16 protein-coding genes and 1 riboswitch are annotated in these 13838 nt (G+C 71.2%); of the genes, 3 read left to right on the top strand and 13 right to left on the bottom strand.

The window, feature by feature from the left end:
- Positions 1 to 31: 31 nt before the first annotated feature.
- From pheS to OG811_RS22125, 8 genes are all read right to left on the bottom strand, one after another.
- Entirely contained in the window at positions 32 to 1111 is a 1080-nt protein-coding gene (pheS, locus tag OG811_RS22160) for a phenylalanine--tRNA ligase subunit alpha (RefSeq protein ID WP_406068377.1), read from the bottom strand.
- A gap of 219 nt (positions 1112 to 1330) precedes the next feature.
- Complete coding sequence (locus OG811_RS22155; RefSeq protein WP_406068376.1) at positions 1331 to 2128, bottom strand: TrmH family RNA methyltransferase; 798 nt, start codon at positions 2126 to 2128, stop codon at positions 1331 to 1333.
- An 83-nt stretch (positions 2129 to 2211) separates the two neighbouring features.
- Entirely contained in the window at positions 2212 to 2604 is a 393-nt protein-coding gene (rplT, locus tag OG811_RS22150) for a 50S ribosomal protein L20 (protein WP_272617677.1), read from the bottom strand.
- A 34-nt stretch (positions 2605 to 2638) separates the two neighbouring features.
- On the bottom strand, positions 2639 to 2833 hold the full coding sequence (gene rpmI / locus OG811_RS22145) for a 50S ribosomal protein L35 (RefSeq protein ID WP_007458415.1): 195 nt from the start codon (positions 2831 to 2833) through the stop codon (positions 2639 to 2641).
- A gap of 19 nt (positions 2834 to 2852) precedes the next feature.
- On the bottom strand, positions 2853 to 3503 hold the full coding sequence (infC, locus tag OG811_RS22140) for a translation initiation factor IF-3 (protein ID WP_355171166.1): 651 nt from the start codon (positions 3501 to 3503) through the stop codon (positions 2853 to 2855).
- A 687-nt stretch (positions 3504 to 4190) separates the two neighbouring features.
- Complete coding sequence (locus tag OG811_RS22135; RefSeq protein ID WP_406068374.1) at positions 4191 to 4664, bottom strand: PH domain-containing protein; 474 nt, start codon at positions 4662 to 4664, stop codon at positions 4191 to 4193.
- A 767-nt stretch (positions 4665 to 5431) separates the two neighbouring features.
- Positions 5432 to 6277, bottom strand: a complete 846-nt coding sequence (hisG, locus tag OG811_RS22130) for an ATP phosphoribosyltransferase (RefSeq protein WP_406068373.1) — start codon at positions 6275 to 6277, stop codon at positions 5432 to 5434.
- A 46-nt stretch (positions 6278 to 6323) separates the two neighbouring features.
- The gene (locus OG811_RS22125) at positions 6324 to 6605 is read right to left on the bottom strand and encodes a phosphoribosyl-ATP diphosphatase (RefSeq protein ID WP_336298075.1); all 282 of its coding nucleotides are present in this window, start codon (positions 6603 to 6605) and stop codon (positions 6324 to 6326) included.
- Between the two features lie 126 nt (positions 6606 to 6731).
- Between OG811_RS22125 and OG811_RS22120 the strand changes: the two genes are divergently transcribed.
- From OG811_RS22120 to OG811_RS22110, 3 genes are read left to right on the top strand one after another with little or no spacing between them, the layout of a single operon-like run.
- Positions 6732 to 7595 carry an ABC transporter substrate-binding protein gene (locus tag OG811_RS22120; RefSeq protein ID WP_406068372.1) on the top strand — a complete coding sequence of 288 codons (864 nt, stop codon included), beginning with the start codon at positions 6732 to 6734 and terminating at the stop codon, positions 7593 to 7595.
- Complete coding sequence (locus OG811_RS22115) at positions 7592 to 8437, top strand: amino acid ABC transporter permease (RefSeq protein ID WP_406068370.1); 846 nt, start codon at positions 7592 to 7594, stop codon at positions 8435 to 8437. Before OG811_RS22120 ends, OG811_RS22115 begins: the two co-directional genes overlap by 4 nt.
- A 2-nt stretch (positions 8438 to 8439) precedes the next feature.
- Positions 8440 to 9183, top strand: coding sequence for an amino acid ABC transporter ATP-binding protein (locus tag OG811_RS22110; RefSeq protein WP_406068369.1), 744 nt, complete (start codon positions 8440 to 8442; stop codon positions 9181 to 9183).
- A 7-nt stretch (positions 9184 to 9190) separates the two neighbouring features.
- On the opposite strand, the gene ribH is transcribed toward OG811_RS22110, so the two are convergent.
- The 5 genes from ribH to ribD all read right to left on the bottom strand — a co-directional run bounded on the left by ribH (position 9191) and on the right by ribD (position 13429).
- Complete coding sequence (gene ribH / locus OG811_RS22105) at positions 9191 to 9691, bottom strand: 6,7-dimethyl-8-ribityllumazine synthase (protein ID WP_406075855.1); 501 nt, start codon at positions 9689 to 9691, stop codon at positions 9191 to 9193.
- Between the two features lie 2 nt (positions 9692 to 9693).
- The gene (locus OG811_RS22100; RefSeq protein ID WP_406068368.1) at positions 9694 to 10959 is read right to left on the bottom strand and encodes a bifunctional 3,4-dihydroxy-2-butanone-4-phosphate synthase/GTP cyclohydrolase II; all 1266 of its coding nucleotides are present in this window, start codon (positions 10957 to 10959) and stop codon (positions 9694 to 9696) included.
- Between the two features lie 76 nt (positions 10960 to 11035).
- Positions 11036 to 11722 carry a nicotinamide riboside transporter PnuC gene (gene pnuC / locus OG811_RS22095; RefSeq protein WP_406068367.1) on the bottom strand — a complete coding sequence of 229 codons (687 nt, stop codon included), beginning with the start codon at positions 11720 to 11722 and terminating at the stop codon, positions 11036 to 11038.
- Positions 11722 to 12366 (bottom strand): riboflavin synthase, encoded by a 645-nt coding sequence (locus tag OG811_RS22090; protein WP_406068366.1) that lies wholly within the window; start codon positions 12364 to 12366, stop codon positions 11722 to 11724. The genes pnuC and OG811_RS22090 overlap by 1 nt, the downstream gene beginning before the upstream one ends.
- Position 12367: 1 nt before the next feature.
- Positions 12368 to 13429, bottom strand: coding sequence for a bifunctional diaminohydroxyphosphoribosylaminopyrimidine deaminase/5-amino-6-(5-phosphoribosylamino)uracil reductase RibD (gene ribD, locus OG811_RS22085; protein WP_406068365.1), 1062 nt, complete (start codon positions 13427 to 13429; stop codon positions 12368 to 12370).
- 166 nt (positions 13430 to 13595) lie between these two features.
- A riboswitch (FMN riboswitch) is annotated at positions 13596 to 13766 on the bottom strand.
- Positions 13767 to 13838 lie beyond the last annotated feature (72 nt).

Genomic DNA, 13838 nt, shown 5'->3' with positions numbered 1-13838 from the left:
CCACCGTTCCCGTGTCTCGTACCCGCATCGCCTACGCCCCGGTCCCGAGCGCCCGGCTGAACCGCACGTCGCCCTCGAAGAGATGGCGGATGTCGCTGACCCCGTGCCGGACCATCAGGGTCCGGTCGATGCCCATGCCGAAGGCGAATCCGGAGTAGACCTCCGGGTCGACGCCGCAGGCGCGCAGCACCCGCGGGTTGACCATCCCGCAGCCGCCCCACTCGACCCACTGCGGGCCGTCGCGGTGCTCCGGGAACCACACGTCGAACTCGGCCGACGGCTCGGTGAACGGGAAGTAGTGCGGCCGCCACCGGGTCTTCGCCTCCGGGCCGAACATCGCCCGGGCGAAGTGGTCGAGCGTGCCCCGCAGGTGCGCCATCGTGATGCCCTTGTCGACCACCAGGCCCTCGGCCTGGTGGAACACCGGGCTGTGGGTGGCGTCGATCTCGTCGGTGCGGTAGACGCGGCCGGGCACGATCACGTAGATCGGCGGCTTGCGGCTGAGCATCGTGCGGGTCTGCACCGTCGAGGTGTGCGTGCGGAGAACAAGGCCCGAGCCCGCGGAGCCATCGGCGGATGCGATGTGGAAGGTGTCCATCAACCCGCGCGCCGGGTGGTCGGCGGGAATGTTCAGCGCGTCGAAGTTGACCCACTCCAGGTCGACCTCTGGCCCCTCGGCCACCTCGTAGCCCATCCCGACGAAGAGGTCGCTGATCGACTCCATCAGGGTGCTCAGCGGGTGCCGGGCACCACGCGGACGCCGATCGTAGGGCAGGGTGACGTCCACCCGCTCCTCGACCAGCACCCGCTCGGCCTGCTCCCGCTCCACCACCTCGGCGCGGTCGGCGTACGCGGTCTCGATCGCCCGGCGGGCCTCGTTGACCCGCTTACCGGCGTCGGACTTCGCGGCCGGCGGCAACGCGCCGATCTCCCGGCGGGCCAGCGAAACCGGTGACCGGTCACCGAGATGCACCGAGCGCAGCGCGGTCAGCGCGTCCGGGTCGGTGGCCGCCGTGAACGCCTTCGTGGCGTCCGCGACAGCCTCGTCCAGGGCGGCGGGGTCGAGCAGGGCGACCTGCTTCGGGTCGTACGGATCGTTGCGGTAGCTCATGGCGTACGGGCACTCCCTCACGGCGGCGCCAGCCCTCAGCGGGGCGGCTAAGCGAGTCTACGGACGCGCGGCTGCGCCGCAGCCCGCCGGTAGGAGTTGTGCAGGGAGCAGGTCAGGCCCGCCGCCCGCCGACACCGGCGGGCTGGCTAAACGAACGCCGTGGCGCGTTCATGGACGGACGCTCTCCCCTGCTGTCAGTCGCGCCGGGTGCGGTCACCCTCAGCGCTGTGCTCTCGCTGAAGCGTACAGGCAGACGGCGGCGGCAGCAGCCAGGTTGAGGCTCTCCGCGCGCCCGTGCAACGGCACCCGCACCTGGGCGTCGGCCGCGGCGGTCAGCTCCTCAGGCAACCCGTGCGCCTCAGAGCCGAACAACCACGCCGTGGGCTGGGCGAGCCGTCCGGCGTCGGCGAGGTCGTCGAGGTCGCTGTCGCCGTACCCCGTGGTGGCGAAGATCGTCAGCCCGGCGGCACGGAGCGCTTCGACCGCCTGGACCGGGTCGGGGGCGCGGACCACATCGACGTGGAAGAGGCTGCCGGCCGAGGCCCGCACACACTTTCCGTTGTACGGGTCGACGGCGTCGCCGGCGAAGACCACCGCACCCGCCCCGGCCGCGTCGGCGGTGCGCAGCACCGTGCCGGCATTACCCGGGTCGCGGATCTCGGCGAGCACCGCCACCAGGCGCGGCCCATTCGCCAGGGCCTGCTCCAGCGGCACGTCCACGTGCCGGCAGACCGCGACCAGCCCCTGCGGGGCGACGGTCTCGGCCAACGCGGCCAACCCGTCGTCGGTCACCTCGGAGACCGGCACGTCGGCGTGCGCCGCCGCGGCGGGCAACTCCGGGTGTCGGTCGAGGGCGGTGGGCGTACCGAAAAGCTCGGTGACCACCCCCGGCCGTGCGAGGGCCTCGCGGACCGCCTGCGGGCCCTCGGCCAGGAACAGGCCGGTGGCCTCGCGGTCCCGGCGGCGCTGCAACCGGCGGGCGGCGACAACCCTGGGGGTACGCGGGGTGAAAGCCATGATGGGTGGTCCTCCGACACGATTGAGGCGCCCCCCGGACGGCGGTGCCGACACGGGAGACGCCTCGCTCTGGTGCGTGGGGATCAGGCGGCCTGAGCCGCCGCGCCACCGGTGCCCTCGGCCGTGACCGCGGCCCGGGCCAGCTCGACGATCGCCGCGAAAGAAGCGGCGTCGTTGACAGCCATGTCGGCCAGGATCTTGCGGTCGACCTCGATGCCGGCCAGACGCATGCCCTGGATCAGGCGGTTGTAGGTCATCCCGTTCGCCCGGGCGCCCGCGTTGATCCGCTGAATCCACAGCTGCCGGAAGTCGCCCTTGCGGTCGCGACGGTCCCGGTAGGCGTACTGCATCGAGTGCAGCACCTGCTCCTTGGCCTTGCGGTACAGCCGGGAGCGCTGACCGCGGTAACCACTCGCGGACTCCAGCAGGGTACGACGCTTCTTGTGGGCGTTTACAGCCCGCTTGACGCGTGCCATCTCAACTCCTAATTACGTGTAAAGGTGGCGCGCGTCAGCGGCCGAGCAGCTTCTTGATGCGCTTGACGTCGGCCTTGGCCAGCACGACCGTGCCGGTCAGCCGGCGGGTCTGGGTGGAGGGCTTCTTCTCCAGGTTGTGGCGGAGGCCGGCCTGCTGGGCAACGATCTTGCCCTTGCCGGTCACCTTGACCCGCTTACCCATACCCGTGTGGCTCTTCATCTTCGGCATGTGGAACGTCTCTCCCCTGTTACTCGCCGCTGGTATCGGCGGCGAGGCCGGTGTCACCGGCTGCTGCGGTCTCGCCGACCGCCGCGGTCTCATCGGCTTCCGGAGCGTCGGACTCGTCCGCTGCCCGGTCCCGAGGTGCACCGCGGGACGCCGTAGCGGCGACCGCGGAGGCCTTGACGGCCCGATGCGGAGCGAGAACCATGATCATGTTTCGGCCGTCCTGCTTCGGAGCGGCCTCGACGTATCCCAGTTCCGTGATCTCGGATTCGAGCCGGCGCAGGAGCCGGTAACCCAGCTCCGGGCGGCTCTGCTCGCGACCGCGGAACATGATCGTCACCTTGACCTTGTCGCCCGCCTTGAGGAACCGCACCACGTGACCTTTTTTGGTCTCGTAGTCGTGCGGGTCGATCTTCGGCCGAAGCTTCATTTCCTTGATGACGGTCTGCTGCTGGTTACGCCGCGCTTCGCGCGCCTTCAGTGCGCTCTCATACTTGAACTTGCCGAAGTCCATGAGCTTGCACACCGGCGGGCGCGCCATCGGCGCAACCTCGACCAGGTCCAGATCGACGTCCGCGGCCAGCTGAAGAGCGCGCTCCAGCGGGACGATGCCCACCTGCTCACCCTCTGGGCCGACCAGTCGGACCTCACGTGCCCGGATCTGCTCGTTCACGCGTGGTTCGACGCTGATGGGGCCTCCTCGAGTCGCTTCTGCTCTGTTGCCGACCCCTGCGGCCCCCGGGCGGGAACCGACCCCGAAAAGCAGAAGGCCCCGGCGCATGCCAGGGCCCGCTCGACCGGTCGGCACGATCACAGGATCGCGCATCCAGCGCCGGGACATGCCCGGAACCAGTGACCGGACCCGGACGCCGTAGCGGCGACTCGGGTGGGAGCAGGCGCTCCGCTTTACAAGGCTGCCTGCTCGCACGCGGAGACAGCCTGGTCGACTCGACAACAGTACACCGGTGCCTCGGCCGCCCTCAAACCGGGCACGACCAGGGGCTGAGGCACGGGCCTCCCGGGTCACCGTCGCGCCGTCACCCCGCCAAGATCCGCGCACCTTCCCCGAGTCGCGCCGTCACCCCGCAAGATCCGCATACTTTCCCCGAATCTGCTGCCTCCGGGCGCGCTGAGGCAACAGATTCGGGGAGGGTGTCCGGATCTTGGCGTGGCGCGCGGGGCTGGGGCGCGGGGCGGCGTGGCGCGCGGGGGCTGGGGCGGCGTGGCGCGCGGGGGCTGGGGCGGCGTGGCGCGCGGGGGCTGGGGCGCGGGGCGGCGTGGCGCGCGGGGCTGGGGCGCGGCGGCGCGCGCGGGGCGCGGGCCCGGGCGCGGCGCGCGGGTAAGCAGGTGCGGGGACGGGTTAGCGGCCGACGGCGCGCTCGGCGAGGCGGGCCTGGTGTGCCTCGTGCAGTCGCCGCAGCGCGCGGACCCCTTCGACGGCCAGTTCCTTGTCCGCGGCCTGCAGGGCGATCATCGGCAGCAGGTCGTCGTCGTGCAGCTCCAGGCTGGCCCACGGCGCGCCCCGGTCGAAGCGGACGCCCCGGACGACCTCCCAGGGCAGCTCGTAGGAGCTGATCACGTTACGCACGCGAATGCCACGCGCGTCGGCCTCGACCCGTGGGCGGGTGAACATCAGGAAGCCCAGTGCACCGAAGATGCCCAGGCCGATCATGGCGATCTGGTCACCGCGCTGGAAGCTGCCGTAGCCGTCGCCGGTCGGCCCACTCAACGAGGTGGCGACCAGACCGAACACCACCACCAGCGCGATCGCCGCCGACCAGCAGACCAGCCGGATGCGGCGGGGCTTCAGGCGGATCAGCTCGGTTTCACTCACCCCACCAGTCTGCCACCCGCACCCGCCCGTCGAACGCACCACCCGCCGAGCCACCGCCCACCCGGCGAGCCGAGCCACACCACGCCGACGCCCGTCCAACCCGCAAGATCGTGCTTGTTCCGGGATCTAGTGGCCTCGGCCGCACCTGGAGGCCCCTACTTCCATGTCAATGCCGTTGGGTTAGTCCTTGCTGCTTCGCTCCGCGAAGCGGCCCTAATCGGGAGGAAGTAGGTCTACTTCCGAGTTAGGCGGAGCGGCTGTCCGTCAACCCGTACCGCCTCGTCGATCATGGAGTTGTGGTGGGCGACACCGTTAAAGGCCAAGACCAGGCGCCACAACTCCATGATCGACGGGTCCGGGCTGCCCCTTTCTCGCGATCTTGCACTTTCTGCCTCGACTTAGGGGGCATTCCACGCATCTCGGCGATCGAAACTGCAAGATCGCCCGCGGCGGGGCGCTCTGGAGTGGCGAACCTGGGTGTCCGGAGTTCACCGTGCCCCGCTGGCCCAGCAACCGAACGCTAAACGCAACGGTGTTGACATCCGGGATCGTCAGGCGCGCTGCCTGCGCGGCCAGGCCCAGCAGACGGTAGATCCACTCCAGATCAACGAGGTGGGGGTGTCCTTGCGAGCGGACACCCCCACCTCGGCAATCCCGAGTTGATCAAGCGGTCAGACCCGCCACGGACGAGCCGCCAGCGGGCGCGGGTGCCGGCCCACAGCGGGCACGAGCACGAGCTGCCAGCGGGGTGCGGGTGGGATTTGCGGTTAGAGCCGGCAGGCGTGGATGTTGGTGACGAGGATGGCGCGGGCGCCCAACTCGTACAGCTCGTCCATGATGCGGTGGACGTCGTCGCGGAGCACCATCGCCTGCACCGCCACCCAGCCCTCGCGGTGCAGCGGCGACACGGTGGGCGATTCGATGCCCGGGGTGAGGCCGCTGGCCCGGTCCAGCAGACCGGCCGGCACGTCATAGGCGAGCATCACGTAGCGGCGGGCCACCAGCACACCGTGCAGGCGGCGCAGTAACTGCTCGGCCTGCGGGTGTGCGGGCGCGCTGGCGCGCCGGACCAGTACCGCCGACGAGCGCAGCAGCGGCTCGCCGAAGACCACCAGGCCCGCCTGGCGCAGGGTCGCGCCGGTCTCCACCACGTCCGCGATCACGTCGGCGACGCCGAGGCGTACGGCGTTCTCCACCGCGCCGTCGAGGCGGATGACGTCGGCCTTGACGCCCACCTCACCGAGGTGCCGCTCGACCAGCCCCGGGTACGCGGTGGCGATCCGGTGCCCGCCCAGGTCCTGCACGGAGGCGATGTCGTCGGGGCTTGCGGCGAAGCGGAAGGTGGCCTGACCGAAGGCGAGGTCGACGACCTCCTCGGCCGGCGCAGCCGAGTCGATCAGCAGGTCCCGGCCGGTGATCCCGAGGTCGAGGTCACCGGAGCCGACGTAGGTGGCGATGTCCTTGGGGCGCAGGTAGAAGAATTCGACGTCGTTGGCCTCGTCCCGGCAGACGAGGTCCTTGGGGTCGGTGCGCTGGCGGTAGCCCGCCTCGCGCAGCATCTGGGCGGCCGGCTCGGCCAGAGTGCCCTTGTTGGGAATGGCGACACGCAGCATGACGGAGTGCTCCTTCGATCCGGATGGCGATCAACGGGTGGGGCACTCACAAATGTCGGTAGACGTCCTTGAGCTCGAGACCGCTGGCGAGCATCAGCACCTGGACCTGGTAGAGCAGCTGGGAGATCTCCTCGGCGGTGCGCTCCGGCCCCTCGTGCTCGGCGGCCATCCACGACTCGGCCGCCTCCTCGACGACCTTCTTGCCGATGAAGTGCACCCCCTTGTCCAGGGCGGCGACGGTGCCCGAGCCCGGGGTGCCGGCGGCGGCCTTGGCCTGCAGCTCGGCGAACAACTCCTCGAACGTCTTCACGGAAGACGATTCTTCCAGCCGGCCGACCGACGCCCCGCGTCCGGGTCCGCCGGTACCCACCCAGCGGACATCGACGCGGCAATTCCCTATCGAGATGGTGGGACAATTGTCGATCGATGCCCATGGAGCTCTACGCTGTCCGCCATGGCCAGCAGCTCACGTCTTCTCGCGCTCACCCTCGCCGGTGCCGTCGTCGTAGCCACCGCCGGATGCGCGCCGGAGGAAAAGGGACCGACCCCCACTGTCACCGCATCGCCGTCCTGCGCCAAGGACAGCCTGCCTACTCGTACGCCGGGCAAACTCACCATCGCCACCGATCAGCCCGCGTACGAGCCGTGGTTCTCCAAGGACAAGCCGGACAACGGCGAGGGCTTCGAATCCGCCGTCGCGTACGCGGTGGCCGAGAAGCTCGGCTATGCCCGCGCAGACGTCACCTGGGCTCGGGTCAAGTTCGACACCGCGATCGCACCCGGGCCGAAGACCTTCGACTTCGACATCAACCAGTTCTCCATCACCGAGGAGCGCAAGCAGGCGGTTGACTTCTCCGCGCCGTACTACCTGGTACGGCAGACCGTCATCGCGTTGAAGTCCTCGAAGATCGCTGGCAGGACGTCGTTGGCCGACCTTCGCGACGCCCGGCTCGGCGCCCAGGTCGGCACCACCAGCTACCAGGCGATCACCGACGTGATCAAGCCAACCGCCAAGCCGCAGGTCTACAACAGCAATGACGACGCCAAGAAGGCGCTGCAGAACAGGCAGTTGGACGGTCTCGTGGTGGACCTGCCGACCGCGTTCTACATCACCGGAGCGGAGATCACCGACGCGACGATCGTCGGGCAGGTGCCGCAGGTCGGCACGCCCGAGGCGTTCGGGTTGCTGCTGGACAAGAACTCACCGCTGACCTCCTGCGTGACCGGTGCGGTCGGTCAGCTCAGTGAGGCGGGCACGCTGCAGCAGCTGGAGCAGAAGTGGCTCGCGCAGGTGGCGGGGGCGGCCGAGCTGCGGTGACCCTTCTGGCTCACGTTCCTTCCGAGGCGCAGCTGCGACGGTCCGCGTACCGGCGTCGGCAGACCGTCTACAGCGTGCTGGTCGCGGCCGTCTCGACGGCGGCACTCGGCACGCTGCTGGTCGTCGCGGTGACCGGTGCGCCGGGCTGGGACCGGGTCCGGCAGTCGTTCCTGGACCCGGCGATCGCCCGGGACGCGCTGCCGGCGGTGCTGAGTGGGCTCTGGCTCAACGTACGGCTGCTGGTCTGCTGTGCGGCCGGCGCGCTGGTGCTCGGGCTGGTGGTCGCGGTGCTGCGGACGCTGCGCGGCCCGATCTTCTTCCCGGTCCGGGCGCTGGCTGCCGGCTACACCTACACCTTCCGCGGCCTGCCGCTGATCATCGTGCTCTACCTGCTCACCCTCGGCGTGCCCGGGCTGCGTCTGCAGGGCATGCCGCCGGTGCTGGTGCTCGGTGGGCTCGCGTTGGTCCTCACCTACGGCGGCTACCTCGCCGAGGTGTTCCGGGCCGGCATTGAGTCGGTGCATCCCAGTCAGCTCGCCGCGGCCCGCTCGCTGGGCCTGACCTACCGGCAGACGATGCGGCACGTGGTGCTGCCTCAGGCCGTCCGCCGGGTGGCGCCACCCCTGCTCAACGACGTGGTGGCCTTGCAGAAGGACGTGGGGCTGGTCTCGCTCGCCGGGCCGATCGACGCGGTCCGCGCCGCCCAGATCGCCACCGCCCAGTCGTTCAACTACACGCCGTACATCGTGGCGGGGGTGCTCTTCGTGCTGCTCGCGATCCCGCTGATCGCGGTCACCGACTGGGTGACGCTGCGCGCGGCCCGTCGACAGTCGGGAGGCTGAGCATGGCACTGCTGCGCTGCCGGGGCCTGCGCAAGGAGTTCGCCGGCCACGTCGTGCTCGACCAACTCGATCTGACCGTCGCCGAACACCGGGTGGTGGCGCTGATCGGTGCGTCCGGGTCCGGCAAGTCCACCCTGCTGCGGTGTGTGAACCTGCTGGAGGAACTCGACGACGGCACCATCGAGTTGGACGGGGAGGACATCTCCGATCCCCGCGCGGACCCGGACCGGGTCCGTCGGCGGATCGGCATGGTGTTCCAGGCGTACAACCTCTTCCCGCACCTGAGCGTGTTGGAGAACATCACCCTCGCGCCGCGCCGCGTACACCGGCGGGCCCGGGCCCAGGCCGAGGCCCAGGCCCGGGACCTGCTCGACCGGGTGGGGCTCGGCGCCAAGGCGGACGCCTACCCGGACCGGCTCTCCGGCGGGCAGCAGCAGCGGGTGGCGATCGTCCGGGCGCTGGCGAACTCGCCTCGACTGATGCTGCTGGACGAGGTGACCTCTGCGCTGGACCCGGAACTCGTCGGTGAGGTGCTGACGATGATCCGGGACCTGAAGGCCGACGGCATGACCATGGTGCTGGCCACCCACGAGATGGGCTTCGCCCGGGAGGTCGCCGACGAGGTCTGCTTCCTCGACGCGGGGCGGGTCATCGAGAGCGGCCCGCCGGAGCAGGTGCTCGGCGAGCCGACCCAGCCGCGCACCCGGCAGTTCCTGCACCGGATCATCGAGGCCGGTCGCCTATGAAGAAGGGTCAGCCGCCGAAGCCGACCCGCTGGACGTTGCCGGCGGCCACACGTCGGACGGCCAGCGCGGCGTCGAGCGCGGCGACGGTGGCCGACCAGCCCTTGTCCTCCGCCGAGCCGGGCAGACCGGCCCGGTCGCGGGCCTGCTCGATGGTCTCCACGGTGAGCACCCCGTGCGCGACCGGCTTGCCCTCGTCCAGCGCCACCCGGGTCAGCCCGTCGGTGACCGAGCGGCAGACGTAGTCGAAGTGGGCGGTGGCACCGCGGACCACCACGCCGAGGGCGACCACCACGTCGCAGCGGCGCGCGAGGGCCTGGGCGACCACCGGCAGCTCAACCGAGCCGGCGACCCGGGCGACCACGGAGCGAGCCCCGCACGCCTCGGCGGCCGCCACCGCACGCTCCAGCATGTGGTCGGTCAACTCACCGTGCCACCGGGCGGCGACCACCCCGACGGTCAGCCCCGCGGCGTCCACCGCGTCGACTCCCGGCTCCCCGAAACCCGCCATCGTCATGCTCCGATCTCGTTGTTGGCGACCGGACGCCCCGACGGCGCCTCGGACACCTCGTCCAGCTCGTCCAGCAGGTGACCCATCCGGTCCCGCTTGGTGCGCAGGTAACGCAGGTTCTCCGGGTGCGCGCCGGCCGGCAACCCCTCCCGGCCGGTGATGGTCAACCCGTACCCCTCCAGCCCGGCCCGCTTGGCCGGGTTGTTGGTCAGCAGCCGCATCGAGCGCACGCCCAGGTCGTAGAGGATCTGCGCGCCGGTGCCGTAGTCGCGGGCGTCGGCCGGCAGGCCCAGGTCGAGGTTGGCGTCGACGGTGTCGCGGCCCAGGTCCTGCAACTGGTACGCCTGGAGCTTGTGCAGCAGCCCGATGCCGCGGCCCTCGTGTCCGCGTACGTAGAGCACGACGCCCCGGCCCTCCTTCGCGACCCGGGCCAGCGCGGCGTCCAACTGCGGTCCACAGTCGCAGCGCAGGGAGCCGAACACGTCCCCGGTCAGGCACTCGGAGTGCACCCGGACCAGCACGTCCTGGCCGTCGCCAAGGTCGCCCAGCACCATCGCGATGTGTTCGGCGGGGTCGTGCTCGGCGCGGTAGCCCAGCGCCCGGAACACCCCGTGCCGCGTCGGCATCCGGGCGTCGGCGACCAGCTCGACCTGCTTCTCGGTACGCCGCCGGTAGGCGATCAGGTCGGCGATGGTGATCAGCGTGAGGCCGTGCTCGGCGCAGAACTTCTCCAGGTCCGGCAACCGCATCATGGTGCCGTCGTCGTTAATCAGCTCGCAGAGCACGCCCGCCGGGCGCAACCCGGCCAGCCGGGTCAGGTCCACCGACGCCTCGGTGTGCCCCGGTCGGCGCAGCACCCCGCCCTCCCGAGCGCGCAGCGGCACCACGTGCCCGGGACGCGCCAGGTCGGTCGGGTCGGTATCGGCGCCCGCGAGCAACCGGATGGTGTGGGCGCGGTCGGCCGCGGAGATGCCGGTGCTGATCCCCTCCCGGGCGTCCACGGTCACCGTGTACGCGGTGCCACGCCGGTCCTGGTTGGTGTGGTGCATCGGCGGCAGGTCGAGCCGGTCGGCCTCACTCTCGGTCAACGGCACGCAGACGTATCCGGAGGTGTAGCGGACCATGAACGCCAGCAGTTCCGGGGTGGCCAACTCGGCCGCGAAGATCAGGTCGCCCTCGTTCTCCCGGTCCGCGTCGTCGACCACGACGACCGGCCGACCGGCCGCGATCTCCGCGACCGCCTGCTCGATACTCGCAAAGCTGCTCATGCCGCCACTCCACTCTGCTCCGTGACGTCATGAGGCACCATGGCGCTGGACCTGATGATTCGCTCGCTGCGCTCGCTCACGCGACGGCCTCCGTGTAGATGGCAGTTTGGGGGGCCGGCCTGGTGGCGCGCGACGTGCGCCACCAGGCGGCGAAGCCCCAGGCGCAGAAGGCGCCGTAGATCAGGTACATGACCGCCGACGGGTAGAACCCGCCGCGCAGCAGCAGCGGTACGCCGACCGCGTCCACCGCGATCCAGAGCAGCCAGAACTCCACCCAGCCGCGAGCCATGCCATACGTGGCCAGCAGGCTGCCGGTGAGGATCCAGGCGTCGGGGAGGGGACCCCACGACCCCAGTGCCGCGAGCACCGGGTACGCCGCAGCGGTGCCGACCACGGCGGCCAGCAGGATCACCAGTCGCTCCCGACCGGTGGCCCAGCGCGGGACGACCGCCGCCTGCCCGGCGTCAGCACGACGGTTGCGCTGCCAGCGCCACCAGCCGTAGACGCTGACCGCGAAGAAGAACGCCTGCCGGCCGGCCTGCCCGTACAGGTCGTGCTCCTGCGGGGTGGCGAACACCCCGCCGAGGAAGACGGTGAGGAGCAACGCGTTACCGATCATGCCGACCGGCCATGCCCAGACCAGTCGGCGCAATCCGAGCAGCGCGGAGCCCAGCCCGAACACGTTGCCGACGATCTCCCGGGCCAGGACCGGCGAGCCGGCCACGTGCACCTGGGCGTCCAGCAGCCAGCTGAGTGGGCCCATCAGGCCATCCCGCCCGTGCTCGAGGCCACCCCGTGACCGTCGGTGTCGGTGAGCCGGGCGCCGAGCAGCCGCTCGACGTACTTCGCCACGACGTCGACCTCCAGGTTGACCGGGTCGCCGACACCCTTCGCACCGAGCGTGGTCAGCTTGAGCGTGGTCGGGATCAGCCCGACGGCGAACTCGTCCGCGCCCACCTCGGCCACGGTCAGCGACACACCGTCGATGGTGATCGAGCCCTTCTCCACCACGTACCGGGACAGGGCGGCGGGCAGCCGGAACCGGACGGTCTCCCACTGCTCGGCCGGCTCTCGGGAGATCAGCTCGCCGACCCCGTCCACGTGGCCCTGCACCAGGTGCCCGCCGAGGCGGCTGCCGAGCGCGGCGGCCCGCTCCAGGTTGACCGGGTCACCGGGGCGCAGCGCGCCCAGCGCGGAGCGGCGCAGTGTCTCCCCCATCACGTCGGCGGTGAAGACCCCGTCGGCCACCTCCACGACGGTCAGGCAGACGCCGTTGACCGCGATGGAGTCGCCGTGCCGGGCGTCGGACGTGACCAGCGGACCGCGTACGCCGAGCAGCGCCGAATCGCCTGCCGTCGCCGTAACCCGGACGATCTCGCCCAACTCCTCGATAATGCCGGTGAACATGTCAGCCCTCCCTTTTGCGGGGCAGAGCGGTGATCCGGAAGTCCGGACCGATCTGCGTAACGTCGACGAACTCCAGATCGATGGCCTCAGCGATGGTGGTCACTCCCGCGTCGACCAGGGCGGCCGGGCCGGCGCCGAGCAACCGGGGCGCGACGTACCCGACGATCTTGTCGACCAGACCGGCTTCCAGGAACGCGCCGGCCAGCCGAGGGCCGCCCTCCAGCAGCACCGCGCGGACCCCGCGCTGGCGCAGCGCCGCGAGCAACGCCGGAAGGTCGACCCGGCCGTCCGGGCCGGCACCGACCTCGTCGGCGGTCGCGATCCACGTCGGTGCGGCGCCGTCGCGGACCTGGGCGTCGGCCGGGGTACGCCCCGAGCTGTCCACCACCACCCGCAGCGGCTGCCGGATGGCCAGGCTGCCGTCGCGCAGGTTGCGGGCGGTCAGCCGGGGGTCGTCGGCGAGCACGGTGCCCACCCCGGCGAGCACCGCGTCGACCGTGCCGCGCAACGCGTGCACGTCGATCCGGGCCGCCTCCGAGGTGATCCACATGCTGGTGCCGTCCGCCGCGGCGGAGCGCCCGTCGAGCGTGGCGGCGTACTTCCAGATCACGTACGGCCAGCCCCGGCGCATCGAGGTCAGCCAGGCGACGTTGCCGGCCTCGGCCTCCTCGCCGCGTACCCCCAGGTCGACCCGGACCCCGGCGGCGCGCAAGGTGGCGGCGCCGCCGGAAGCGACCGGGTTGGGATCGGGTACGGCAATGACCACCCGGTCCACCCCGGCCTGGACGAGCGCGGAACTGCAGGGGCCGGTGCGACCAATGTGATTGCACGGTTCCAGAGTGACGACCGCGGTGCCGCCCTTGGCCCGTTGTCCGGCCTGCGCCAGGGCGACGATCTCGGCGTGCGGCCCGCCGGCGTACGCGTGGAAGCCCTCACCGACGACCTGGCCGTCCTCGTCGAGCAGCACGCAACCGACCACCGGGTTGGGGCTGGTGGTGCCGAGCCCGCGCGCCGCCAACTCGATCGCACGCCGCATCGCCTCATCGACGGAGACGCTGGCCATCGCCCTGCCCCTGCCTCTCACTCGCCGGTCCGCGCGCGGGCGGTCAGGGAGGCTGCGGCCATGGGGCCACGGGCAGGCGGAGGCGGATCCCGGGAACGGCACAGCCGCCCCGGGCGGCTCGACACGGCGCGCCGAAGACAGCGGCCGGCTCGGACCCGTCCGTCCCGCGCGCTGTCTCCCATCCGGACTGTCTGGGCGCGGACGAACCGCCCCCAACCGTCGGCCCCGGATTTTCACCAGGTCCACCGGGCGGCAGAGCCGTCCGGGTCGCGGGCTGACCACGGTTGGACCGTGGATCACCGCCGGTTCGGAATTTCACCGAGTCCCGCCAGCGCGTGGTGGGTATACCGGCAGTCTTACACGCCGATCCGGGTGCACCGCCACCTAGGCGAGCTACTTCACAGCGTTA

The sequence above is a fragment of the Micromonospora sp. NBC_01638 genome (assembly GCF_045209745.1).
In the GTDB taxonomy this organism is placed as follows: Bacteria; Actinomycetota; Actinomycetes; order Mycobacteriales; family Micromonosporaceae; genus Micromonospora.
The sequence above is the reverse complement of the archived record's forward strand: the minus strand, read 5'-3'. Positions and strand labels throughout refer to the sequence as shown.

What these genes read in the sequence shown, in the direction of transcription:
- rpmI (WP_007458415.1), bottom strand. Translation starts at nt 2,833, where the DNA reads ATGCCGAAGATGAAGAGCCACACGGGTATGGGTAAGCGGGTCAAGGTG.
- OG811_RS22110 (WP_406068369.1), top strand. Translation starts at nt 8,440, where the DNA reads ATGGCACTGCTGCGCTGCCGGGGCCTGCGCAAGGAGTTCGCCGGCCAC.
- ribD (WP_406068365.1), bottom strand. Translation starts at nt 13,429, where the DNA reads ATGGCCAGCGTCTCCGTCGATGAGGCGATGCGGCGTGCGATCGAGTTG.
- pnuC (WP_406068367.1), bottom strand. Translation starts at nt 11,722, where the DNA reads ATGGGCCCACTCAGCTGGCTGCTGGACGCCCAGGTGCACGTGGCCGGC.
- OG811_RS22100 (WP_406068368.1), bottom strand. Translation starts at nt 10,959, where the DNA reads ATGAGCAGCTTTGCGAGTATCGAGCAGGCGGTCGCGGAGATCGCGGCC.
- hisG (WP_406068373.1), bottom strand. Translation starts at nt 6,277, where the DNA reads ATGCTGCGTGTCGCCATTCCCAACAAGGGCACTCTGGCCGAGCCGGCC.
- OG811_RS22120 (WP_406068372.1), top strand. Translation starts at nt 6,732, where the DNA reads ATGGCCAGCAGCTCACGTCTTCTCGCGCTCACCCTCGCCGGTGCCGTC.
- ribH (WP_406075855.1), bottom strand. Translation starts at nt 9,691, where the DNA reads ATGGCGGGTTTCGGGGAGCCGGGAGTCGACGCGGTGGACGCCGCGGGG.
- OG811_RS22155 (WP_406068376.1), bottom strand. Translation starts at nt 2,128, where the DNA reads ATGGCTTTCACCCCGCGTACCCCCAGGGTTGTCGCCGCCCGCCGGTTG.
- rplT (WP_272617677.1), bottom strand. Translation starts at nt 2,604, where the DNA reads ATGGCACGCGTCAAGCGGGCTGTAAACGCCCACAAGAAGCGTCGTACC.
- OG811_RS22090 (WP_406068366.1), bottom strand. Translation starts at nt 12,366, where the DNA reads ATGTTCACCGGCATTATCGAGGAGTTGGGCGAGATCGTCCGGGTTACG.
- pheS (WP_406068377.1), bottom strand. Translation starts at nt 1,111, where the DNA reads ATGAGCTACCGCAACGATCCGTACGACCCGAAGCAGGTCGCCCTGCTC.